At 61.6% G+C, this 21,787-nt stretch carries 23 protein-coding genes; 7 read left to right on the plus strand and 16 right to left on the minus strand.

What is annotated here, in order from left to right; genetic code table 11:
* Nucleotides 1-71: 71 nt before the first annotated feature.
* From J3364_RS00105 to ccoN, 9 genes are all read right to left on the minus strand, one after another.
* On the minus strand, nucleotides 72-770 hold the full coding sequence (locus tag J3364_RS00105) for a sulfite exporter TauE/SafE family protein (RefSeq protein ID WP_349555715.1): 699 nt from the start codon (nucleotides 768-770) through the stop codon (nucleotides 72-74).
* Nucleotides 760-996: a cbb3-type cytochrome oxidase assembly protein CcoS gene (gene ccoS, locus J3364_RS00110; RefSeq protein WP_349555716.1), complete on the minus strand. Its 237-nt coding sequence runs from the start codon at nucleotides 994-996 to the stop codon at nucleotides 760-762. The genes J3364_RS00105 and ccoS overlap by 11 nt, the downstream gene beginning before the upstream one ends.
* Before the next feature lie 34 nt (nucleotides 997-1,030).
* Complete coding sequence (locus J3364_RS00115) at nucleotides 1,031-3,514, minus strand: heavy metal translocating P-type ATPase (protein WP_349555718.1); 2,484 nt, start codon at nucleotides 3,512-3,514, stop codon at nucleotides 1,031-1,033.
* A 3-nt stretch (nucleotides 3,515-3,517) separates the two neighbouring features.
* A complete protein-coding gene (locus J3364_RS00120) occupies nucleotides 3,518-4,033 on the minus strand; it encodes a FixH family protein (protein WP_349555720.1) in 516 nt (171 codons plus the stop codon).
* 28 nt (nucleotides 4,034-4,061) lie between these two features.
* Nucleotides 4,062-5,492 (minus strand): cytochrome c oxidase accessory protein CcoG, encoded by a 1,431-nt coding sequence (gene ccoG, locus J3364_RS00125; RefSeq protein WP_349555722.1) that lies wholly within the window; start codon nucleotides 5,490-5,492, stop codon nucleotides 4,062-4,064.
* A gap of 79 nt (nucleotides 5,493-5,571) precedes the next feature.
* A complete protein-coding gene (gene ccoP / locus J3364_RS00130; RefSeq protein WP_349555724.1) occupies nucleotides 5,572-6,471 on the minus strand; it encodes a cytochrome-c oxidase, cbb3-type subunit III in 900 nt (299 codons plus the stop codon).
* The gene (locus J3364_RS00135; RefSeq protein WP_123633521.1) at nucleotides 6,468-6,656 is read right to left on the minus strand and encodes a cbb3-type cytochrome oxidase subunit 3; all 189 of its coding nucleotides are present in this window, start codon (nucleotides 6,654-6,656) and stop codon (nucleotides 6,468-6,470) included. The genes ccoP and J3364_RS00135 overlap by 4 nt, the downstream gene beginning before the upstream one ends.
* A 5-nt stretch (nucleotides 6,657-6,661) precedes the next feature.
* A complete protein-coding gene (gene ccoO, locus J3364_RS00140; protein ID WP_123633520.1) occupies nucleotides 6,662-7,270 on the minus strand; it encodes a cytochrome-c oxidase, cbb3-type subunit II in 609 nt (202 codons plus the stop codon).
* 17 nt (nucleotides 7,271-7,287) lie between these two features.
* The gene (gene ccoN, locus J3364_RS00145) at nucleotides 7,288-8,718 is read right to left on the minus strand and encodes a cytochrome-c oxidase, cbb3-type subunit I (RefSeq protein WP_349555727.1); all 1,431 of its coding nucleotides are present in this window, start codon (nucleotides 8,716-8,718) and stop codon (nucleotides 7,288-7,290) included.
* A gap of 315 nt (nucleotides 8,719-9,033) precedes the next feature.
* On the opposite strand from ccoN, the gene J3364_RS00150 reads away from it, so the two are divergent.
* Both J3364_RS00150 and rlmM read left to right on the plus strand, forming a co-directional pair.
* The gene (locus J3364_RS00150; protein ID WP_349555729.1) at nucleotides 9,034-9,675 is read left to right on the plus strand and encodes an alpha/beta family hydrolase; all 642 of its coding nucleotides are present in this window, start codon (nucleotides 9,034-9,036) and stop codon (nucleotides 9,673-9,675) included.
* A 5-nt stretch (nucleotides 9,676-9,680) separates the two neighbouring features.
* On the plus strand, nucleotides 9,681-10,745 hold the full coding sequence (gene rlmM / locus J3364_RS00155) for a 23S rRNA (cytidine(2498)-2'-O)-methyltransferase RlmM (RefSeq protein WP_349555732.1): 1,065 nt from the start codon (nucleotides 9,681-9,683) through the stop codon (nucleotides 10,743-10,745).
* Between the two features lie 16 nt (nucleotides 10,746-10,761).
* On the opposite strand, the gene J3364_RS00160 is transcribed toward rlmM, so the two are convergent.
* Nucleotides 10,762-11,046 (minus strand): antibiotic biosynthesis monooxygenase family protein, encoded by a 285-nt coding sequence (locus tag J3364_RS00160; protein WP_349555734.1) that lies wholly within the window; start codon nucleotides 11,044-11,046, stop codon nucleotides 10,762-10,764.
* A gap of 96 nt (nucleotides 11,047-11,142) precedes the next feature.
* Between J3364_RS00160 and tusA the strand changes: the two genes are divergently transcribed.
* Entirely contained in the window at nucleotides 11,143-11,373 is a 231-nt protein-coding gene (gene tusA, locus J3364_RS00165) for a sulfurtransferase TusA (RefSeq protein ID WP_349556751.1), read from the plus strand.
* Here tusA and J3364_RS00170 read toward each other — a convergent pair whose 3' ends face one another.
* Together J3364_RS00170 and dsbD are read right to left on the minus strand one after the other, a co-directional pair.
* Nucleotides 11,374-12,234 (minus strand): DMT family transporter, encoded by an 861-nt coding sequence (locus J3364_RS00170; protein ID WP_349555736.1) that lies wholly within the window; start codon nucleotides 12,232-12,234, stop codon nucleotides 11,374-11,376.
* Nucleotides 12,231-14,132 (minus strand): protein-disulfide reductase DsbD, encoded by a 1,902-nt coding sequence (dsbD, locus tag J3364_RS00175; protein WP_502882463.1) that lies wholly within the window; start codon nucleotides 14,130-14,132, stop codon nucleotides 12,231-12,233. Before dsbD ends, J3364_RS00170 begins: the two co-directional genes overlap by 4 nt.
* 208 nt (nucleotides 14,133-14,340) lie before the next feature.
* Here dsbD and J3364_RS00180 point away from each other — a divergent pair, with 208 nt between their 5' ends.
* Genes J3364_RS00180 through pdxB form a run of 3 tightly spaced genes read left to right on the plus strand, consistent with a single transcriptional unit; the run spans nucleotide 14,341 to nucleotide 17,367 of the window.
* A complete protein-coding gene (locus tag J3364_RS00180; RefSeq protein ID WP_349555738.1) occupies nucleotides 14,341-14,868 on the plus strand; it encodes an elongation factor P hydroxylase in 528 nt (175 codons plus the stop codon).
* Between the two features lie 55 nt (nucleotides 14,869-14,923).
* Nucleotides 14,924-16,204: a DEAD/DEAH box helicase gene (locus J3364_RS00185; RefSeq protein ID WP_349555740.1), complete on the plus strand. Its 1,281-nt coding sequence runs from the start codon at nucleotides 14,924-14,926 to the stop codon at nucleotides 16,202-16,204.
* Nucleotides 16,205-16,218: 14 nt separating this feature from the next.
* The gene (pdxB, locus tag J3364_RS00190; RefSeq protein ID WP_349555742.1) at nucleotides 16,219-17,367 is read left to right on the plus strand and encodes a 4-phosphoerythronate dehydrogenase PdxB; all 1,149 of its coding nucleotides are present in this window, start codon (nucleotides 16,219-16,221) and stop codon (nucleotides 17,365-17,367) included.
* A 55-nt stretch (nucleotides 17,368-17,422) separates the two neighbouring features.
* Here pdxB and J3364_RS00195 read toward each other — a convergent pair whose 3' ends face one another.
* The 4 genes from J3364_RS00195 to J3364_RS00210 all read right to left on the minus strand — a co-directional run bounded on the left by J3364_RS00195 (nucleotide 17,423) and on the right by J3364_RS00210 (nucleotide 20,759).
* Nucleotides 17,423-17,599: a PA1571 family protein gene (locus J3364_RS00195; RefSeq protein ID WP_203140765.1), complete on the minus strand. Its 177-nt coding sequence runs from the start codon at nucleotides 17,597-17,599 to the stop codon at nucleotides 17,423-17,425.
* A gap of 300 nt (nucleotides 17,600-17,899) precedes the next feature.
* A complete protein-coding gene (htpX, locus tag J3364_RS00200) occupies nucleotides 17,900-18,781 on the minus strand; it encodes a protease HtpX (protein ID WP_349555744.1) in 882 nt (293 codons plus the stop codon).
* Nucleotides 18,782-19,054: 273 nt separating this feature from the next.
* Nucleotides 19,055-19,519 (minus strand): hypothetical protein, encoded by a 465-nt coding sequence (locus tag J3364_RS00205; protein WP_349555746.1) that lies wholly within the window; start codon nucleotides 19,517-19,519, stop codon nucleotides 19,055-19,057.
* Between the two features lie 25 nt (nucleotides 19,520-19,544).
* The gene (locus tag J3364_RS00210) at nucleotides 19,545-20,759 is read right to left on the minus strand and encodes a pyridoxal phosphate-dependent aminotransferase (protein WP_123633509.1); all 1,215 of its coding nucleotides are present in this window, start codon (nucleotides 20,757-20,759) and stop codon (nucleotides 19,545-19,547) included.
* Nucleotides 20,760-21,070: 311 nt separating this feature from the next.
* On the opposite strand from J3364_RS00210, the gene J3364_RS00215 reads away from it, so the two are divergent.
* Nucleotides 21,071-21,739 carry a DNA-3-methyladenine glycosylase I gene (locus J3364_RS00215; protein ID WP_349555748.1) on the plus strand — a complete coding sequence of 223 codons (669 nt, stop codon included), beginning with the start codon at nucleotides 21,071-21,073 and terminating at the stop codon, nucleotides 21,737-21,739.
* Nucleotides 21,740-21,787: the final 48 nt, after the last annotated feature.

The raw sequence follows: 21,787 nt of genomic DNA on the forward strand, positions 1-21,787 counted from the left end.
TCGGGTTGTGGTCAATAATTGAACATTAAAATGGTGTGAAATTTTCAGCCACAAAGTGGACTCAATGTGGCTCAGCCGAATTGAGACAGTAGCCGTGCGGTGACGGGGAGCGTCCAGACGCCAAAAACAATCAGGCAGGCGCCCATCAAACGCCGGAATCCGGGGTGCTGGCGCCAGTGCTGCAGGCTTGTGGCGGCATAGCCGGTGGCCAGCATGGATGGCAGGGTGCCCAGTCCGAAGCAGAGCATGGTCAGTGCCGCGCTGGTGACGGTGGGCTGCAGCGCGGCCCAGCCCAGGGTGCTGTAGACCAGTCCACACGGCAGCCAGCCCCAGAGCAGACCCAGCGCCAGCGATTGGCTGGGGTAACGCACCGGCATCAAACGTCGGGTCAGCGGTGACAGCCGGCGCCATACGGGCGCTCCAACCCGCTCCACCACCTGGATGCCCTGCCACCACTGGCCCAGCGATAATCCCATCAGAATCAACAGCAGGCCGGCGATCGTCCGGAGTATAGGGCCCAGCGCCGTCCAGGCGCCCACGGCCTGCGTGGTCAGGATTCCCAGCAAGGCGCCGAGCAGGGTGTAGCTGGCGATTCGCCCGAGATTGAAGCCCATGATGAGGACGGACTGGCGCACGCGAAAACCGGCCCCGATCGGTACCGCCATGGACAGGGACGCGCTGATACCACCGCACATGCCCAGGCAATGGACGCCGCCAAGAAGGCCGATCATGAAGGCGCTGGAATAGCCCAGCAGGAGTTCACCGGTCATGCCGCTCCACAGAGTCGGCTTTACCGGCGCTCGATTCCGTTTTAGCGGTCCGCTCGTCGACGCGGGCGTCTTCAGGGATCATGTCCTGGTCATCGTCGTACAGGATGCGATGGGCGGGGCCTTCCAGATCGTCATACTGACCGCTTTTGACCGCCCAGGCGAAAATGGCGACGCCGACTCCGACCAGCAGCAGTGTGACAGGCACGAGCAGATAGACGATTTCCACGACGATATCCTTTTGCGTCATTCACAACGGTCGATCAATTCACCGTATCAGGCTGCACGTGATGGGCCAATGCCCTCTCGACCGGCGGTTCTGAAACGACCGGTTTTATCCGGCCCAGCCGGGTGGCGTTGATCACGACGACCAGCGAGCTCAGGGACATGCCCAAAGCGGCCAGCCACGGCGGCACCAGCCCGGCTGCGGCGAGTGGCAGTGCGCAAAGATTATAGGTTACAGCCCAGGTCATGTTCTGGCGGATGATCCGCCGTAGGTGCCGGGCTGTTCTGAGGGCGTTCACCAGTCGACTCAGCTGCCCGTTGAGCAGCACCGCATCGGCTTTCAGCTGAGTCAGGTCGGCGGCACTGCCCATGGCAACCGACACGTCAGCCCCAGCCATGACCGGCAGGTCATTGAGTCCGTCGCCCACCATCATGATGTGACGCCCCTTTGCTTTCAGCGTTTTCAGGTACGCCAGCTTGTCCTCCGGCGAAGCCTGGCCCTTGCAGGCATCCAGTGGCAGCTGTCCGGCCACGCGCTGCACATGGGAAGACCGGTCACCACTGAGCAGGATCGTCTGAAGTCCCAGATGCTTGAGTTGGCGCAGCGTATCGCTGGCCTCCTCGCGCAGCTGGTCGTCCAGTGTGAAGCGGGCCAGCAGTTGATCGCCCAGCGCGAGGAAGAGGCCCAGGCCTTCGTCCGGCTCCGGTAGATGCTCAATGCCGGTCTGCGCCGTGACGAAATCAGCGTGGCCGATCACCAGGGCCTGTCCCAGGTACTGGCCAGACAACCCGCCGCTCAGGTGATTAGTGACGTCGGTAACCGCATATCGCCGGTCAACATGCCCCGGGAACGCAGCTGCAATGGGATGCTCCGAGTACCGTTCGAGTCCTGCGGCCAGAGCCAGGCATACGGCAGTATCCAGATCGCCGAAAAGCCGTGTGCTGCGCAGTGTCAGCCGTCCTTCGGTCAGCGTGCCGGTCTTGTCGAAGACCACGGTGTCGATCCGATCGAGCGATTCCAGGGTGTGGCCCCGCGTCGGCAGGAAGCCGGCGCGTCGCAGTGAGACGGTGGCCATGGTCAGTGCTGTCGGCGTCGCCAGTGACAAGGCACAGGGGCAGGTCACCACCAGGACGGCCAGGGCGATATCAAAGGCCCGCTCCGAGCCGGCGACCCACCAGCCCAGCCCCACCAACGGGGCGATGATCAGGATGCGGCTGACGAAGCGCCCGGCCAAGCGATCGGCGAGCTGGCCCACCGGCGGCTTCTCCGACTGGACCCGGTCGAGGATGCGCAGGATGCTGGAGAGTCGCGTCTGCTGGCCGGTGCGTTCAACGCGCAGGGCAATCGGGTTTTCGCCGTTGATGGCGCCCGCATGGGCCGGGCTCCCCGGTCCCCGTTCCTCGGGCAGGTACTCGCCGGTCAGGGCGGCTTCGTCCAGGGTGGAGCTGCCGGTGATAATCACGCCGTCAGCCGGGATCACGTCGCCGGGTTTGATGTCCACCGTATCACCCGGCCGCAGGGCATGGACGGGCACGGTTTCCAGCGTGTCACCCCGGCGTCGGGTGGCAATGGCGGGCGTCAGGTTGTGGAGCGAACCACCGCTGAGTCCGGCCCGATAGCGTGCCTGCATCTCGATAAAACGCCCCAGGGACAGGAAAAAGGTGAACATGCAGACCGACTCGAAATACACCTCCTCGCCGCCCATCACGGTGACCCAGGCGCTGGCCGAGTAAGCCAGTCCGATCGCCAGGGCGACCGGGACATCCATGGTCAGGTGGCGTGCAATCAGGTCCCGGCGCGCGTTGCGGAAGAACGGACGGGCGCTGTAGAACACCACCGGCGTGGCCACCAGCAGGCTCACCCAGCGGAAAAACTGCTGCATGTCATCGGAAACGCCGCTGATCAGCCCGAAGTAAAGCGGTACGGCCAACATCATGCTTTGCATGGTGCCGGCACCGGCCACACACAGTCGGATCAGAGCGCTGCGCTTTTCCCGTTGCAGCCGGGCCTCGGCCTGGTCCGCCCGATAGGGGCGGGCGTCATAGCCAAGTTCGTGAATGGCCAGCAGTAGCGGGCTGAGGGCCGTTTCGGCCGGATCCCAAAGCAGTCTGGCCCGTTGGGTGCTGTAGTTGATCGAGAATTGGCGCACGCCGGGTTGCTGCGCGAGATGGTGCTCCAGAAGCCAGATGCAGGCGGCACAGGAGAGCCCTCCGATCAGCAGCTGGGCTTCGCGCAAGGGCGCCTGGTCGGTGCCGGCGGTATCGCTGACAAAATCCGACTGGACGGCCGGGTGGTCAAAGACCGCGAGTCGTTCCCGGTCACGGTCGGTCAGCGTGCCCGGCGTTGCCGGTGTTGCCGTTCGATGGCGGTAGAAACCGGTCAGGCCCTCGTCCCGGATCAGTTGGAAGACGGCCCGACAACCATGGCAACAGAAGGCTTTCGTTGTGCCGTCAGTGTCCAGTGTCAGTGGCGCCTGGCCGGAGACCGGCTCACCGCAGTGGTAGCAAGGATCCGCTGACACCGGTTACCCCTGGGGCGCCGGTTCGAGCGGCAGAGCGACCTCACTGGGCAGAGCGGCTTCGCCTTTCAGGCGCCAGCTGTTGTCCGGGCCGCGCAGATCCAGGTACCAGCGGCCTTCGAGTGATTGCGGCAGGCGAACCTCGTAGTGGCCGTCTCCCGTAGGCTGGAACTGCAGGCGCCGATCCCGTTCGGCCAGGGTCGGATGGGACAGGTTGAGGATCAGGAAGTCGAAACCGGCGGGTTGGCCGTCTTGAGTCAGCGTTAGACGTGCGCCCTTGTCGGTGAAGGTCACGTGTCCTTCCAGGCCCATATCGGCGGCCTTGTGGTCCTTGGCCAATGCCATATTGATGGCCAGTCCGTCCTTGTAATAGTCGTCGCTGACCATGGAGCCCTGGGTTCGCACCGCAACGGTAATCATGAACAGGCAGAAGACAATGGTGAAGGCGGGAATCGCCAGCACGAACCACAGCCAGAATTGCTTGTACCAGGGGCCGGGTGTCTTGAGCGCATCGTCGGACATGGTGGCAGATCTCACTCTCGGTTGGAGGTCAGCGCCGGGCGCCCAGGAAGCGGCTTTCGGTGCGGGCGCCGAGCGTCGCGTCGCCTTCAGCACGAATGTTGAAGGTGATGTCGTTGTGGGTGTCCGTCAGCGCCTCCGGGCTGACTTCCACAACGGTGGGCAGTGACAGGTTCTCGCCGGCGGCCACCCGCAGCTGAGTGTCACCGATGATTTGCGCGGTACTCAGGCCGGATACCGACAGGATAAAGACCTGCGGTACTTCCGTCATGTTCTGGACTTTGACGGTGTAGGAATTTTCGATCATGCCCCGGTTGTTCATCTTGAACAGGGCGCCCCGGTCGCGGATCACTTCCAGCTGGACCGGCACCCGGGTTAACAGGGTGAAGATCAGCGCCCCGATCATCAGCAGTAACGCGGCGCCATAGCCGAAGGTGCGGGGGCGAAGGATTTTCGACGGCTTGCCTTCCAGCTCGTGTTCGGTGGTGTAGCGGATCAGCCCGCGCGGGTAGTTCATCTTGTCCATGATCTCGTCGCAGGCGTCGATGCACAGGGCGCAGTTGATGCACTCGTACTGCAGGCCGTCCCGGATATCGATGCCGGTGGGGCAGACCTGCACGCACTGGCCGCAGTCAATGCAGTCGCCGAGGCCAAGTTCCGTCTTGCTGGCGTCCTTGCGACGGCCGCCGCGCGGCTCGCCCCGGTTGTAGTCGTAGGAGACCACCCGGGTGTCCTCATCGAACATCACAGACTGGAAGCGGGCATAGGGGCACATATAGAGACAGACCTGCTCCCGCAGCCAGCCGGCATTGGTGTAGGTGGCGACGGTAAAGAAAAACACCCAGAAATAGGCCCAGCCGTTGGCCTGCAGAGTGAACAGGTCAATGCTCAGCTCCCGCACCGGATAGAAGTAGCCGACGAACGTGAGGCCAGTGGCAAAGGCGATCAACAACCACAGGGCGTGTTTGACGACTTTCTTGACGGACTTCGACGTGCCGCCAGGGGTCTGGTCCAGCTTGATGCGCTTGTTGCGCGATCCCTCGACCTTCTCCTCCACCCACATGAAAATGAACGTCCACACGGTTTGCGGGCAGGTGTACCCGCACCAGACCCGACCGAACAGGGTCGTAATGAAAAACAGGCCGAAGGCGGCGATGATCAGCATGCCTGACAGCATGATGAAGTCTTTGGGAAAGAACGTGGTGCCGAAGAGGTGGAATTCCCGGGCCGGCAGGTTGAAGTAAATCAGGGGCTCTCCGCCGATCTGGACCCAGCAGAACAGGAAATACATGCCCATCAGCCCCCACAGGCTGAAAAAGCGTATCCGCTGGTAGAGGCCTGTGACGGCTTTGACGTAGATCTTTTTGCGGCTGGCGTAGAGCTCGACGTTTTCCGGTTTTTTCTTTTTGGTGGAGGCGTCAGTCGCGGGGTCAACCTGTTTGACCGGTATTTGACTGCTCATCAAGTCCTCTCATGTGATGCTCTCTCTTCACACCTGGACCGGATTTCGGCCCAGGGTTCAACAGATCGTCTGCGGGGCATCATTCGCCCCGGTGCGACAGGCCATAGACATAGGCCGCAAGAATGTGGATCTGGTCGTCGCTCAGCCGGCCTTCCTGAGGTGGCATCCGGTTCTGGCGACCGTAGGTGACGGTTTCCTTGATCCAGTCGTAAGTGCTGCCGTAGAGCCAGTCGTCGTCGGTCAGGTTGGGGGCGCCGACCATCGGATTCCCCTTGGCATCCTGGCCGTGGCACCCGGCGCAGGCCTGCGCGAAGACCTGCTTGCCTTCCTTGGCCAGGGCCGGGTCATGCTCGCGGCCGCTGAAGCTGAGCACATAGTTGACCACGGCTTCCACCTGATCGTTGCTCATATTGGGCATCAGGCCCTTGGCCGGCATCTGGTTCACGCGGCCCTGGTGGATGGTTTCGACGATCCGGTCCGGATCGCCACCCCAGATCCAGGCGTCGTCCGTCAGGTTGGGGAAGCCCACGGCACCCCGCGCTGCCGAACCATGGCATACCGCGCAATTGTTCGAAAACAGGCGTTGCCCCATCTTGCGGGCGTCGTCGTTCCTGGCCAACTCGGGGATCGGGACGTCACCATACCTGGCGTAAAGTTCGCCATAGCGGGCCTCAGCCTGTTGCACCTCTTCCTGCCATTGCTTCTCCTGGGTCCAGCCCAGCAGACCTTCGAAATTGCCGAGGCCCGGGTACAACGCCAGGTAAATGAGAGAGAACACGCAGGTGGCGGTGAACAGGTGGAACCACCATTTCGGCAGCGGGTTGTCGTATTCCTCGATGCCGTCGAACGAATGTCCGGTGGTGCGGTCGGTCTCCTTGTCGGTTGGCTGACTCTTGCGGGTCGCCCACAACAGCCACCAGCAGCCAATAACCGTGGCGAGCACGATCACACTGATCCATAGGCTCCAGAAGGTGCTCATTTTTTATTCTCCGTCCGCTTTTCCCTTTCCCGAGTGCGCTGGTCGATGTCGTCGTCCGCGAAGGGGAGATTGGCCGCTTCATCGTTGGATTTCCTGCGGTGTGCGCTGTAAGCCCACCAGACGATCCCGATGAAGGCGACCAGGACCAGCAGCGTGTGTATGCCGCGCAGATCGTTGATATCCATCGCCATCACCGTTTGGTTGAGATCACCGTGCCCAGCTGCTGGAGATAGGCCACCAGCGCCTCGATTTCATACTTGCCGCGAATCTGGTCCGGCGCTGCCGCAATGTCCTCGTCACTGTAGGGAACACCGAACGTCTGGAACGCCTTGAGCTTGGCCGTGATACCATCCGGATCCAGCTTGCGCTCAAACAGCCAGGGGAAGGCGGGCATGTTGGATTCCGGCACCACATCCCGGGGGTTGTTCAGGTGGACCCGGTGCCAGGCGTCTGAATAGCGGCCGCCGACGCGTGCCAGATCCGGGCCGGTGCGTTTGGAGCCCCACAGGAACGGGTGCTCATAGACAAACTCGCCAGCCACCGAGTAATGGCCATAGCGCTCGGTTTCGGCCCGGAATGGGCGGATCATCTGGGTGTGGCAGACGTGGCAACCTTCGCGGATGTAGATGTCGCGGCCTTCCATTTCCAGCGGCGTTAGCGGCTCCAGTCCGGCCACCGGCTCGTTGACTTCCTTGAGGAAGAACAGCGGCACGATTTCCACCAGGAAGCCCCCGCTGATCACCAAGACGATCAGCAGTCCCATCAGGCCGATATTCTTCTCGACAACTTCGTGCTTCATCGTGATCCCTCTCTCCCTCAGGCGGCCTGGACGGCGCTGTTGTCGAGTGCGACGGCATCCTTCTGCCGGATCGTCATGCGCACGTTATAGGCCATGACCAGCATGCCGATCAGGAAGATGCCTCCTCCGATCAGGCGAATCAGGTAACCGGGTTTGGAGTTTTCAAGGCCTTCCACAAAACTGTAGGTGAGGGTGCCGTCGGCATTGACCGCGCGCCACATCAGACCCTGCATGATGCCGTTGACCCACATGGCCACGATGTAGAGCACCGTGCCGATGGTTGCCAGCCAGAAATGCAGGTTGATCAGGCCCACACTGTACATCTGAGTCATGCCCCACAGCCGGGGAATCAGGTGATAGACCGCGCCGATACTGATCATGGCCACCCAGCCCAGGGCGCCGGAATGCACGTGACCGATGGTCCAGTCGGTGTCGTGGGAGAGGGCGTTGACCGTCTTGATGGCCATCATCGGGCCTTCAAACGTGGACATGCCGTAGAACGACAGGGACACCACCAGGAACCGCAGGATCGGATCGGTGCGCAGTTTGTGCCAGGCACCCGACAAGGTCATCATCCCGTTGATCATGCCGCCCCAGCTCGGGGCCAGCAGGATCAGGGACATGATCATGCCCGCGGTCTGGGCCCAGTCCGGCAGGGCGCTGTAATGCAGGTGATGGCCGCCGGCCCAGACGTAGGTGGCGATCAGGGCCCAGAAGTGAACGATGGACAGGCGATAGGAATACACTGGCCGCTCCGCCTGCTTGGGCACGAAGTAGTACATCATCCCCAGGAAGCCGGCTGTCAGGAAAAAGCCCACCGCATTGTGGCCCCACCACCACTGCATCATGGCATCGGTGACGCCGCTGTATATGGAATAGGATTTGAATGCGCTGACCGGCAGTTCCAGGTTGTTGCCGATGTGCAGCACCGCCACGGTGATGATGAATGCGCCATAGAACCAGTTGGCCACATAGATGTGCTTGGTCTGGCGTTTGGTAATGGTGCCGAAAAACACAATGGCGTACGCCACCCAGACCACGGCAATCAGGATATCGATGGGCCATTCCAGTTCGGCGTATTCCTTGGTGGTGGTGAGGCCCATGGGCAGGGTAATGCAGGCGGCGACCAGGATGGCCTGCCAGCCCCAGAACGTGAATGCAGCCAACCCGTCGGAAAACAGTCGGGCCTGGCAGGTCCGCTGGACCACATAGTAGGACGTCGCAAACAGCGCGCTGCCGCCGAAACCGAAAATCACCAGGTTGGTATGGAGCGGGCGCAATCTGCCGAAGTGGGTCCACGGCAGATCGAAGTTCATGAAGGGAAAGCGCAGCTGAGAGGCAATGAGCACGCCCATCCCCATGCCGATGATGCCCCAGACCACCGTCATGATGGCGAATTGGCGCACGACCTTATAGTTATACGTCAGGTTAGGCGTCGCTGTACTCATAGTGTCCCTACCAGAGGATGTCGAGTAATAAAATTAGGCGATGCAAGTATGGTCAATGGATGGTGGCTTTTCAATGACCTGGGTCAAGCCAAAAGGCGGGCATGAGTGGGCATTTGGGAGGATGGGGTCGATCGTCGCAAGGTCGTCCTTCCGTATTGCTTCTGGTAGCACCCTGATTGTCAGTCGACCGCGGGCGACGGACTGGTCATGGGGCGCGATGAGTCAGCTGACTGGGGTTTGCTTACGGCGACTGCTACTATGCGCGCCAGCACTGGCCCGGTCGGGCCGCATCCCATTAACGGCAGGACATCGACAATGGCGGAAGTGATGATTGATGGCGAGGGTGCCCGAACCCTGCTGCTGGCCCATGGCGCCGGCGCCCCGATGGATTCGCCCTTTATGGATCAGCTGGCCATGGCGCTGGCGGAGCGGAGAATCCGGGTTGTCCGCTTTGAATTCGGTTACATGCAGAAACGTCGGGAAGACGGCAAGAAGCGTCCGCCGCCCAAAGCCGACAAGCTGGAAGACAAGTTCAGCGCCATGATCGACCGCTATGCAAGTGAGTCCGGACCGCTCTATATCGGCGGCAAATCCATGGGCGGGCGGATCGCGAGTGTCCTGGCCAGCCGGGCAGACGACCGCATTGCCGGCTGCGCCTGCTTTGGCTATCCGTTTCACCCGCCGGGCAAGCCCGATCGCTGGCGTACGGACCACTTCACCGACTTTACCGTACCGGTGCTGATCAACCAGGGTACCCGGGATCCTTTCGGCCGCCAGGACGAAGTTCAGGCGCATCTGGCGGGTGAAGTGCCGGTTACGCTTCACTGGCTGGACGACGGCGAACACGACTTCCGGCCGCGAAAGTCCACCGGAACCACGCAAGCTGAGCTGATTGAACAGGCCGCCCGGCAGACCGTCACGTGGATGGACGGCCCGGCGACGTCGAAGGAGATCTGAGTACGATGGCGCAAGTACTGCTGTTTTGCCGCCCCGGTTTTGAAACGGAAGCCGGCCGCGAACTGACCGACCTGGCGGCCGAACACGGGCGTTATGGCTATTTCCAGCCGGAAGCCAACGCCGGCCAGGTGTTGTTTGTGGTGGCGGATGGTGGTGACGCACAGTCGCTGATGCAGCAGGTGGGTATGACCTCGCTGGTGTTTACCCGAGACTGGTTTGAGGTCATTGATGATCGGCCATTGCCATCTTCGGATCGCGTGGGAGCGGTCCTCGAGGCGCTGCGTGAGCAGCCGCACATGCCGCCGTCGGCCCGCGTGGAAATTCGCGTACCGGACGATGTCGAGCGCGACCTGGGCGCGTTCAGTCGCAAGTGGGCCTCGCCGCTGTCCCGGGCATTACGGGAGACGGGATTCCTGGTGGAGGATGAGGCCAACCCCAGAAGGCTGGAAATTTTCCTGCCATCGTTTGACCGGGTGATGATTGGCGTCAGCCATGCTGATAACCGGGCGGTTCATCTCAGTGGCATCCCGCGGCTGCGGCTGCCGGCCTCGGCGCCAAGCCGTTCGGCGTTGAAGCTGGAGGAAGCCTGGAAAGTCTTCATCCCGCCGTCGCAATGGCTGGACTATCTGGGTGGCGGCAAGAAAGCGGTGGATCTGGGCGCGGCGCCCGGAGGCTGGACCTGGCAACTGGTGCGCCAGGGTATGCTGGTGACTGCGGTGGACAACGGCCCGATGGACGACGCCTTGATGGCCAGCGGCCACGTCGAACACGTCCGCGCAGACGGCTACTTGTGGCGGCCGCAGCGAGCAGTGGACTGGATGGTGTGCGACATCGTCGACAAACCGCGCCGGACTACGGAATTGGTGGTGGATTGGCTGGGGCACCGTCTGTGCAAGTACAGTGTCTTTAACCTGAAGTTGCCGATGAAGAAACGCTACGATGAATGGCTGGTGTGTCGCGAGCGGTTGCTGGAGAAGCTGGACGCGACGGGCGTAGACGTCCGGCTGAAGGCCCGGCATCTGTATCACGACCGGGAAGAGATCACCTGCTTTGTGGAGCGGTTCAGCTGAAGCGGCGTATGGGCGGTCAGCACTGCTGCAGAATGGTGACTTTCTCTTCCTGATCCATCATCAGGTTCAGCTCGTTCATCATTTCCTTGCGCTGGTCCGAGTGGTACCAGTTGTCCCAGTCGGTGATGGAGCGCCAGTTGCACAGCGTCATGCGGTGGTGGATGTCGTTGGCGTCCACCAGCGTCTCGCCGGAAATGAACCCCGGTACGCTCACGGCATGCTGCAACAGCAGCCGGGACTCCCTCTCATAGGTACTTTCCAGCGTGGTGGCGATATGCCGCTCGATCAGCACCCGGATCATCATAGCCTCCGCAACGCGTTGTTCTTATAATTCAATCTAGCACTGAACCGATAAGAGCGCCTCTGACCGGCGCTGGGAGAAGCTGTTGTGGTGGATATGGCCTATGACCTCGAACTCGATGCCACGGGACTGATGTGCCCCGAGCCGGTGATGATGCTGCACAACCGGATGGCGGAAGTGCCCATCGACGGTATCCTGCGGGTGGTCGCGACGGATCCGTCAACCACCCGGGACGTGCCGCGTTTCTGCCAGTTCCTCAATCACACGCTAGTGCAGGAACATCACACCGAGACCGAATTCGTGTACTACATTCGACGCGGCGAATGATTAACCGATGGGTCGGCGTTGGCGCAGGTTGAACAGCCCTGCGCCGACAATCAGCACGCACCCCAAAAGCTGTGATTCAGTAACCGGCTCCAGAAAGAAAACCCACCCCAGTAGTGCCGCAAACAGGACCGACGAATAGGTGAACTGACCGATCTGGCCCGCCGGCGCGATGCGGTAGGCCGTGGTAATCAGCATCTGGGCGAGCGTGGCACACAATGCCAGTGCCGCCATCCAGAGCCAGATGGCGGTGCTGGGCGGCTGCCAGACAGCCATGGCCGCCGGCGCCGTCACCAGCGACCCGAAGAAGGCAAAATAGAACACGATGCGGCCGCTGGGTTCCGCCACGCCCATGCGTCGGATAGTGACTTTGGCCGTGGCGCCGAGCAGGGCGCCGGTCAGTCCCGCGGCGACAAAGAGGTAATCCTGAAGGTGGGCGGCGGCCGGGTTGAGGATGACCAGCACGCCGGCAAAGCCGACAGCGATGGTGAGCCAGATCGTGCGGGAGGTGCTTTCCCGAAGCCAGAGCAGGGCAATGACCGGGATGAAAAACGGCGCCGTCAGTTTCAGCAGCACGGCTTCGGTCAGGGCCAGTTTCTGCAGGCTGAAGAAGTAGCAGTACATCGCGCTGATGCCGATCACCGCGCGCATGAAATGAAAGCGAAGGTGGCGCGTCCGTAACCCGCCGACACCCTCCCGATAGAGCATGACCGGCGTAATCACCGCCAGACCCAGGACGTTGCGCAGGAAAACCAGTTCCTCGTTGGGCAGTTCCGGTGCCAGGTGCTTGATGATGGCGCCCATGATGGCAAGCAGCATCTCGCCGGCCATGACGCAGGCGGCGCCCCGTTGCAGGGACGTCACAGCCGGGCTTGTCCCTTGCGGGTTTTCTCCAGGTGGGCCAGGAACTCGGCACGATCCATCTCGCCCATGACGCGGGCGCCCGTCATTTCCTCACCGCTGGGGTCGAAAAACAGGATGGCCGGGGGGCCGAACAGGTTCAGTTCGTCGAGCAGGGCCTGCTGTTCCGGCGTATTGTCGGTGACGTCGATTTGCAGCAGGGTCATCGGCGCCATAGCGGCCCGGACCTGTGGGTCATTGAACACGTTGCGCTCCATCACCTTGCAGCTGATGCACCAGTCGGCATAGAAATCGAGCATGACCGGCTTGCCCGCCTGCGCCGCGGAGGCCAGGGCGGCCTTGAGGTCCCGGGTGGAGCGGGTGCGTTGGAAAGGCGATTCGGACGCGTCGGCGTGGGAGGCGTTGGCGACAGCAACCGGCTGGTTGGTGGTGAAGGGCGCAAGCGGGCGTAGTGGGTCGCTGGCGCCGGCCAGGCCGCCGCCAAGCAGGACAATCGCATAGGCGAACAGAACCAGCCCCAGTCCTTTCCAGGTGCGTTGCCAGCCCGCCTCGGCCCGCTCGAACGCGCCCAGTTGGACGCCGGTCACGGCGGCCAGCAGGCCCCACAGGATCAATGTGATCCAGCCCGGTAACAGGCGCTCCATGAGCCAGATGGCCACCGCCAAAAGGAGCACGCCATAGAAGGCCTTTACCGTGTTCATCCAGGCGCCGGTGCTGGGCAGCAGTTTACGCCCGCCGACCGCCACGATGATCAGCGGGATGCCCATGCCCAGGCCCAGCGCCAGCAGGGCCAAACCGCCTAGCACGGCGTCCTGGGTGGTGCTGATATAGAGCAGGCTGCCCGCCAGTGGCGCTGAAACGCAGGGTGACACAATCAGTGCGGACAGGGCGCCAATACCGAATACCGAGATCAGGTGGCCGCCACTGAGTCGGCTGGAGGTGGCCGTGAGCCGGTCGGTCAGCGCCTGCGGGAGGCGCAGCTCGAACAGCCCGAACATGGACAGGGCGAACAGCGTGAACAGAGTGGCGAACGTGATCAGGACGACCGGCGATTGCAGCTGGGCCTGCAGGTTAAAACTGGCGCCGAGCAGCCCGGTCAGGACACCGGCTGCGGCGTAGGTCAGCGCCATACCCAGGACATAGCTGATGGCGAGCGCCAGGGCCTGCGGTGTCCGGGTCTGGCTGTTGGCGACCAGCGCCGAGATAATGGGGATCATTGGCAGGACGCAGGGCGTGAACGTCAGCCCCAGTCCCAGCAGCAGGAAAAGGCCGGTAATCGTCAGCAGGGATTGCTGTTGCAACAGCGCAGCGATGCCGGCGGCGGTCTCGGTGTTTGCCGCGGGCGGTGCCGGTGTGCGGTCTGCCGTGTTGATGGATACGGTGCCGCCGCCGGCCGATGCCATGAACAGAACGTCGCGAGTTTGCGGTGGATAGCACAGGCCTGCATCGGCGCAGCCCTGGTAGGTGACCTTGAGGGTGGTTTCGTCCAGACCGTCGGGCAACGTCACCGGTACGGTGGCATTCACCGGTTCGGTAAAGACCGTCACCTTGCCGAAATAGGGATCGTCCTTGGTATGGCCGCCCTGGGAAAATTGCGGAGTGCCCACCTGGACGTCGGCATCGGTGGCAACGATCTTGATCCGGTCGCGATAGAGGTAATGTTCAGGGGCAATGTTCCAGGTCAGTTCGACGCCGTTGTCGGTCAGCCCCGAGCTGAATGGCAGCGCCTCGTCCACTGGCAGGAACTCGCCAAGGGCCTGGCCGCTCCCACTCGCGGCCGATTCGATATTGAAGGCCAGTGCGTGGCCGGCATATCCCGCGAGCCCCAGGCAGAAGGCGAGCGTTAGCCCCAGGCGACGCAGGGCACCGGCGATGGATAGGGATGAACGATGGCCGAACAGGTACGACAAAGAGTGATCCTTCGCAGTCGGAATGCCGCCGGGCAAGGCGGCTGATCGGGCTCTTACGGAACGCTTTCTTGGAGCGGGATGTTACCAGAAAGTTCGGCAGGCCGCGTCCATTGTGCCCGGAGCGTCCGGGATGCTGGTATTAAGTGGACGAAACACGCACAATAGCGCACGCATGAAACACCATCCAGATGACCTGATAATGCTGTTCAACGATCTCTTCCGGGAGCGGTGGCGGACCATCCTCGTGCGTGGAGACGACGAACCGGAGTATATCCCGGCCAGTGATGAAGCAGGTTGCCACCGTGTCGTTTTTGCCCACGGCTATTTCGCCAGCGCCCTGCATGAGATCAGTCACTGGTGTATCGCCGGTGAGCGGCGCCGTCAGCTTTATGATTATGGCTACTGGTATTGTCCGGACGGCCGCACCGGGGAACAGCAGGCCGCATTCGAGTCGGTGGAAATCAAACCCCAGGCATTGGAATGGCTATTTTCTGAAGCAACCGGCGCGCCGTTCAACATCAGCGTCGACAACCTGTCCGGCGGTGGCGCCAGCGATGAGGCGGCGTTTCGCGATAACGTGGCTCGCCAGGCCCGTCGTTATCTGGAAACGGACAGCCTGCCGCCCCGCGGCCGGCTGTTCCTGGATGCGCTGCTGACTTTCTACAACCGGCAAGCGGTTTTTGGAGCGCACCTTTTTACGTCGGACCGGAAGCGGTCGGCGGTATAATGCATTTTCGGTCCGGCGTGAATCGTCTGGCCATCCGATAGTTCGGGAGGACCCGTTGAATACACCTGAAGTACCCGTCGATGAGCGAAACACCCGCTTTACCGATTTCGAGCTGGACAAGACCCTGCAAAAGGCGATCGCCGGTATCGGTTTCGAATACTGTACGCCGATCCAGGCGGAAACCCTGCCGCTGACGCTGGCCGGCCACGACCTGATTGGCCAGGCCCAGACCGGGACCGGTAAAACCGCCGCGTTCCTGATCACGGCCATCCAGCGGTTGTTGCAGTCGCCGATCCCGTTCGAGGAGCGTTACGCCTCCGAACCCCGGATCCTGGCGCTGGCGCCGACCCGGGAGCTGGCCCTGCAGATCGCCAAGGACGCCGAAGAGCTCTGCGCCCACACCGGCCACAATGTGGTCACGGTGCTGGGTGGCATGAACTACGACAAGCAGCGGGATCAGTTGCGTAACGACGTGGTCGATATCCTGGTGGCGACGCCCGGACGTCTGATCGATTTCCTGGGCTCCCAGGACGTGTTCCTCGATCAACTGGACATGCTGATCATCGACGAAGCCGACCGCATGCTGGACATGGGCTTCATCCCGGACGTGAAGCGGATCATCCGCAAATGCACGCCCAAGGAAGAACGTCAGACGCTGCTGTTCAGTGCCACCTTCAACCAGGACGTCCTGAACCTCGCGTCCATGTGGACCCAGTCCGCCGAGTTCGTGGAAATCGAGCCGGAGCAGAAAACGGCCGAGCGGGTTGAGCAGACGGTTTACATGGTCGGGGAAGACGACAAGCTCAAGGTTCTGGCCAACTACCTCCAGCGACCGGAAGTCAGCAAGGCGATTATCTTTGCCAATCGCCGGGATCAGTGCCGGGATCTCGAATCCGATCTGCGACACCAGGGCATCAGCACGGCGCTGCTCTCCGGCGAGATCGCCCAGAACAAGCGCCTGCGGACCCTCGACAAGTTCAAGGAAGGCTCGATCAAGGCGCTGGTGGCCACGGATGTGGCTGGCCGGGGTATTCACGTCAGCGGCGTCACCCACGTGTTCAACTTCAACCTGCCGGAAAATGCGGAGGATTACGTCCACCGTATCGGCCGTACCGGGCGTGCCGGCGAACACGGCGTTTCGGTCAGCTTCGCCAGCGAGGACGACGCCTTCTCGCTGCCGGCCATAGAAAGCTATATTGGTCAAAAACTGGAATGCGTGATCCCGGAAGAGAGCCTGATGGCTGCGTTATCCCAGCCGGTGCAGCCGCGTCGTCGTCGTAGCGGCGGTGGCGGTGGGGGGCGGCGTCCCCAGGGACGCCGTCAGCGTCGGGCCTGAAGTAAGGAAAAACCATGCTAATCGTCGCCGATGAGAACATCCCCCTTCTGGACCGGTTCTTCGAGGACATCGGGTCCATTCGCCGGGTATCCGGCCGGGACATGGGACCGGAGGACGTCGCCGATGCCGACATCCTGCTGGTTCGCTCCGTCACCCGGGTGGAGCGCAAGCTGCTGGAAGGCAGTCGGGTCAAGTTCGTCGGCACGGCCACCATCGGCACCGATCATGTGGATGTCGACTGGCTGGCGGAGCAGCGGATTGCCTTTGCCAGCGCCCCCGGTTGCAATGCGGCGAGCGTGGCTGAGTACGTGCTCAGTGTCCTGTCGGTGTATGCCGAGGAGATCGGGGAGGACGACTGGTCCAACCTGTCTGTGGGTCTGATTGGGGCTGGCAATGTTGGCCAGGCCCTGGCCCGCCGCCTGACCCGGCTGGGCTTTACCGTAAAAATCAGCGACCCGCCACGTCAGACTGCCGAGGGCGATGAAGGCTTTAGCGATCTGGCTGAGGTGCTGGCCTGTGATGTCGTCACACTGCACACGCCATTGACCCATGATGGCGATCATCCGACGCATCATTTGCTGAGCACGGAACGACTGCGGGCATTGACCGGTCGACAATTGCTGATCAACACCAGCCGGGGCGGTGTGGTGGACTCACAGGCGTTGTTGTCACGGCTTCAGGCCGAGGATGCGCCCCAGGTGGTTCTGGATGTCTGGGAAGGCGAGCCGGACGTAAACCCGGATCTGGCCCGGGCGGTTTGGCTGATGACGCCCCACATTGCCGGATACAGTCTGGAAGGCAAAGTGGGGGGGACGGAAATGATCTATCGTTCCCTGTGCCATTTCCTGGGATTGCCGGCTCGCAAGCAGGCCGGGCAGTTTATGGCGGATCCGGCACTGAGCAAGCTGTCGTTTACGTCGTCGGCCACGGCTCTGGAAGCAGCCTACCTGGCTGTTCGCGCGTGCTATGACGTCCGTCGTGATGCGGCTCGCTATCGTCGGGTGCTGAGGCTGCCGGAAGCGGAGCGCGCTGCGGCGTTCGATGTCATGCGGCGGGATTATCCGGTAAGGCGGGAATTCTCGAGTACAAAGATACAGCTGAAGGGTGGAGCGAAAGAACTCCAGCAGGTTTTCAAAGCGCTGGAGTTCAAGCTAAAGGTTTAATCTGTTCGTTCGTCACCCCTGGTGTTGTCCAGGGAGCGACGAGGCTGAGGCTGCCTTAGCCGGCGGCTTTTTTCATTTCGCGGGCGTTCTGTTCCGCCGATTCATTATCGTGAGCCAGTTTTTCCAGTGAATCCCGCACCATGGTGTCGGTGATGGGGATTTCCCGGCCATCGGAAAGAATGATTGCTGCGCCATTCATCCAGCTTTCTGCGGTCGGTTGCTGCTCTGTCACGATTCCGGCCTCTCTCTTTGGCTTTGGTTAGGCGATTATGGACGTCTGCTGTTTCCCGATGGGAACAGTGCGTCAGTCCCGGGCGATTCCATGCCCTCTGGCTTGCGTGTCGATTTCAGGCTACCGATCGATTATGTCGTGAAGATGACAGTCGATGCGTGAACCTGTTCCCGATATGCCGTGCCCATTACCTGCACTTTTCATTCAGTGTGACAGCGATCCGGCCGGTCGGCCATAGTACGAAGGTGGGGCATGGGGGCATCTGCAGATGCCCCGCATGTCAGGCTGGGTCAGGGGTGCTCAGAAGCCGAGTTTTTGCAGTGCAGCAATCCGCTCTTCCAGCGGCGGGTGGGTCATGAACAAGGCCGCCAGGCCACCCCGGGCGCCGCGATTGATGCCAAACGCCTGGAGGGAATCCGGCATCTGATCCGGCATCTCGCTTTCCCGGCGCAGATGATTGAGGGCACTGATCATGGCGCCGGTCCCGGCCAGTTGGGCGCCGGCAATATCCGCCCGGAACTCACGGCGGCGTGAGAACCAGAACACAATGGTGCTGGCCAGGATGCCCAGGATCACTTCGGCGATCATGCTGACCACAAAGAAGCCGATGCCGTGGCCGTTCTCATTCCGCAGGACGACCCGGTCAACGATGGACCCGATGACTCGCGCGGCAAAGATCACAAAGGTGTTCACCACGCCCTGAATCAGCGCCAGGGTCACCATATCGCCATTCGCAACGTGGCCGATCTCGTGGCCCAGCACCGCGCGAATCTGATCTTTGTCGAAGCGTTGCAGCAACCCCTGACTGACCGCGACCAGCGCGTCGTTCTTGTTCCAGCCGGTGGCAAAGGCGTTGGATTGCTGGGCCGGGAAAATCGCCACATCCGGCATCTTGATGCCGGCCTGTTGGGCCAGTTCGGCCACCGTGTCCACCAGCCAGCGTTCTGCCGGGGTGCGGGGCTGCTCGATGATCTGGGCCCGAGTACTCCACAGCGCCATGCGCTTGGAGATCAGCAATGAAATGATGGAGCCGGCAAAGCCAAAGACCGCCGCAAAAATCAGCAGGTTGCCGTAGGCGATACCATTCTGCGCCAGGTACGAGTCCACGCCGAGCAGCTTCAGCGTAATGCTGGCAACAAAGATCACGGCCAGGTTGGTGGCCAGGAACAAGAGGATTCTCATCGTTCTCCATTCTCCAGTGTTGAGGAGCTCATCAGAGGCTCCTTGCCCCCAATCAATAGCCCGGGCTGTCCCGGGTGTTGTGGGGCGAGGGATTCCGGAGAGCACCGCCGGCGCGGTTGTCTCCACAAGCCCCCGGTTTGGAGTATATCGGGTCAGGCTGACTGGCCTTCAATAGAATGACAGAGAATTAACCTCCACTCGGTCAGACCCAAATTTTCCCGTTTGACCGGTTGGCGCGTAAATAGTTTTCTTAAGGATGCGAAAAGCGAAGCATCAGCCTGCAGAAAACAGCACCGTCTGGATGGTGTCGGCAATCAGCGAAGAATTGCCGTTCTTGAGGGCCACCCGAATCAGGTGGATGTTAGTCGCCAGGTCAGCCTGAACAGCAGGCGGCAGGCCATCGGTATCTTCCGGGTAGGTGCCCGACAGGGAGTCGGGCAGGCAGTCGGTTCGGACTGCCGCGTTCAGGCGTGTGAAAGTGGGTTGGGTCAGCACGACCTGGTCGACGGCGTCCTGGTGAATGGTGTCGTCATAGCGGATGTGGCCCTCGTCGGCCAGCCAGAGCATGGTCGAGAAGCAGGCGCGATGGCGGCGGCTGTGCAGGCCGAATTCATCGGGGGAATCCGGCCCGGCGATGTCTTCCACGTACAGGCTGACCTTACGTGGGAAGGCGTTGTACAGCTGCACCAGGATGATGGCCGTGTCCCGATAGAACTCCTCGATGTGAATGTCTGCCATGACCGCTTTCCGCTTCGCCGGTGAATTACTGCTGATACGTCGCCAGGAAGTGTGCCAGACGTTTCATGGCGTCTTCCAGCGTATCCACGCGAGGCAGGAAAACGACCCGCAGGTGCTGTTTGTCGTCGATGTTGAACGCCGATCCCTGGACCAGCAGGATGCGCTCCTGCAGCAGCAGGTCGAGCACCAGCTTTTCGTCGTTATGGATCGGGTAGCGCTTGGGATCCAGGCGCGGGAACATGTAGAGCGCCCCCTGGGGCTTCACACAGCTGACCCCGGGAATGTCGTTCAGCAGGGACCAGGCGGTCTCGCGCTGCTCGTAGAGCCGGCCGCCCGGAGCCACCAGGTCGTTGATGGACTGATACCCACCCAGGGCGGTCTGGATCGCCAGCTGCGCGGGCACGTTGGAACACAGGCGCATGGAGGCCAGCATCTCGATGCCTTCGATCAGATCGATGGCTTTGTGCTTGGCGCCGCTGATGATCATCCAGCCGGAGCGGTAGCCGGCGGCACGGTAGTTCTTGGACAGGCCGTTATAGGTGAAGAACAGGACGTCGTCGGCCAGGGAGGCGGTAGAAACATGGGTGGCGCCGTCGTAGAGAATCTTGTCGTAGATCTCGTCGGACAGCACGATCAGGTTGTGCTGGCGGGCCAGCTCCACAATCTGTTCCAACAACTCCGGCGGGTAGACGGCGCCGGTGGGGTTGTTCGGGTTGATTACCACAATTGCCCGGGTCCGGGACGTGATCTTGCTCTTGATGTCGTCAATATCCGGGAACCAGTCCTGGGCTTCGTCGCAGTGGTAGTGCACCGGCTTGCCGCTGGACAGGGTGACGGCCGCGGTCCACAGCGGGTAATCGGGGGCCGGGACGAGCACTTCATCGCCGGTGTTGAGCAGCGCCTGCATGGACATGACAATCAGCTCGCTGACACCGTTGCCCAGGTAGATGTCGTCGATGTCGACCTTGTCGATGCCGCGTTGCTGGCAGTAGTGCATGACCGCCTTGCGGGCCGAGAAGAGGCCTTTGGATTCTACGTATCCCTGGGCGGAATGCATGTTGTAGATGACGTCCTGCTGGATTTCTTCCGGCACGTCCAGCTCGAACGCCGCCGGGTTGCCGATATTCAGTTTGAGGACGCGGTGGCCTTCTTCTTCGAGGCGACGGGCTTCACGCAGAACCGGACCGCGGATTTCATAACACACGTTATCCAGCTTCGAGGACTTCTTGAGGTTCTGCATGTTGCTCGTTTCCTGATTATTCGTTGGCAAAAGATGTTCCGGACCCTGACAATCCCACAGTTGGGCCCTGCAAACCGCCTGGTGAGTACCGGTTCGCCATGAACCTTGTGCTGACCGTCTGGAGAGGGTGCCAGAGAAGCGAGGGGCCGTCGCCCGGAAGTTCCTTATTCTAGCCAAACCGCCGGGACGGTAGAAAGGCCGGAACACTCCTGAATTGTGATGAATAGTGGCACAATGGCCCGGATTTTGATCGACACAGTACCGAATTGTCAGTCCGGTACAGTTCGAAACCCCATCGAAAGGAGTTCTGCATGCTGTCATTCCAGGTGATAGAGGATCGGGCCACTGCCCGGGCAGGTGGCCCTGAGGCCCTTGCCGAGCGTCTGCCGGCGGTGCGTTCGAGCAATGAGCTGGCGGCGCTACCGGATTCCTATTACCTGTCCACGATGACTCGTCGGATTTTTCAGGCTGGCATGAAGCACAGCGTCATCAACGATCGCTGGCCGGCTTTCGAGACCTGGTTCTGGGGCTTCGAGCCGGAAAAACTGATGCTCTTGTCGGAAGAGCAACTGGAAGCGGCGATGCAGAACCCGGACCTGATCCGTCACTGGGGCAAGCTGCGCACCATTCCCTTCAATGCCGGTGAGATGCAGCGGGTGAGCCAGTTGGAAGGCGGTTTTGGCCGGTTCCTGGCGGACTGGCCCGACGAGGACCTGTTTGGCCTGTGGGCCTGGTTGGGCAAGCGCTTCCAGCGGATGGGCGGGCATTCCGGTGCGCGCTTCCTGCGTCTGGTAGGTCGCGATACCTTCCTGTTGACCGATGACGTGATTGCCGCGCTGCAGGCCTCCGATGTCATCGACAGCAAACCCACCCGCAAGGCGGACAAGCAGGCTGTCAACGACGCTTTCGTCGCCTGGCGCGCACAATCCGGACGGCCGTTCGCCCACATCAGCAGAATGCTCTCAATGACCGTCGATTGACCTCTTGGGACCAGACAGGGCGATCGGTTTGCGGTATTCTTGTTGTGC

Source organism: Marinobacter sp. NFXS9, assembly GCF_040148665.1.
In the GTDB taxonomy this organism is placed as follows: domain Bacteria; phylum Pseudomonadota; class Gammaproteobacteria; order Pseudomonadales; family Oleiphilaceae; genus Marinobacter_A; species Marinobacter_A mangrovi.

Coding starts and splice junctions, on each gene's coding strand:
- J3364_RS00180 (WP_349555738.1), top strand. CDS start 14,341: ATGCTGTTCAACGATCTCTTCCGGGAGCGGTGGCGGACCATCCTCGTG.
- J3364_RS00160 (WP_349555734.1), bottom strand. CDS start 11,046: ATGATCCGGGTGCTGATCGAGCGGCATATCGCCACCACGCTGGAAAGT.
- ccoN (WP_349555727.1), bottom strand. CDS start 8,718: ATGAGTACAGCGACGCCTAACCTGACGTATAACTATAAGGTCGTGCGC.
- rlmM (WP_349555732.1), top strand. CDS start 9,681: ATGGCGCAAGTACTGCTGTTTTGCCGCCCCGGTTTTGAAACGGAAGCC.
- tusA (WP_349556751.1), top strand. CDS start 11,143: ATGGCCTATGACCTCGAACTCGATGCCACGGGACTGATGTGCCCCGAG.
- J3364_RS00150 (WP_349555729.1), top strand. CDS start 9,034: ATGGCGGAAGTGATGATTGATGGCGAGGGTGCCCGAACCCTGCTGCTG.
- ccoO (WP_123633520.1), bottom strand. CDS start 7,270: ATGAAGCACGAAGTTGTCGAGAAGAATATCGGCCTGATGGGACTGCTG.
- J3364_RS00215 (WP_349555748.1), top strand. CDS start 21,071: ATGCTGTCATTCCAGGTGATAGAGGATCGGGCCACTGCCCGGGCAGGT.
- J3364_RS00210 (WP_123633509.1), bottom strand. CDS start 20,759: ATGCAGAACCTCAAGAAGTCCTCGAAGCTGGATAACGTGTGTTATGAA.
- J3364_RS00120 (WP_349555720.1), bottom strand. CDS start 4,033: ATGTCCGACGATGCGCTCAAGACACCCGGCCCCTGGTACAAGCAATTC.
- J3364_RS00135 (WP_123633521.1), bottom strand. CDS start 6,656: ATGGATATCAACGATCTGCGCGGCATACACACGCTGCTGGTCCTGGTC.
- ccoP (WP_349555724.1), bottom strand. CDS start 6,471: ATGAGCACCTTCTGGAGCCTATGGATCAGTGTGATCGTGCTCGCCACG.
- ccoG (WP_349555722.1), bottom strand. CDS start 5,492: ATGAGCAGTCAAATACCGGTCAAACAGGTTGACCCCGCGACTGACGCC.
- htpX (WP_349555744.1), bottom strand. CDS start 18,781: ATGAGAATCCTCTTGTTCCTGGCCACCAACCTGGCCGTGATCTTTGTT.
- J3364_RS00105 (WP_349555715.1), bottom strand. CDS start 770: ATGACCGGTGAACTCCTGCTGGGCTATTCCAGCGCCTTCATGATCGGC.
- pdxB (WP_349555742.1), top strand. CDS start 16,219: ATGCTAATCGTCGCCGATGAGAACATCCCCCTTCTGGACCGGTTCTTC.
- J3364_RS00205 (WP_349555746.1), bottom strand. CDS start 19,519: ATGGCAGACATTCACATCGAGGAGTTCTATCGGGACACGGCCATCATC.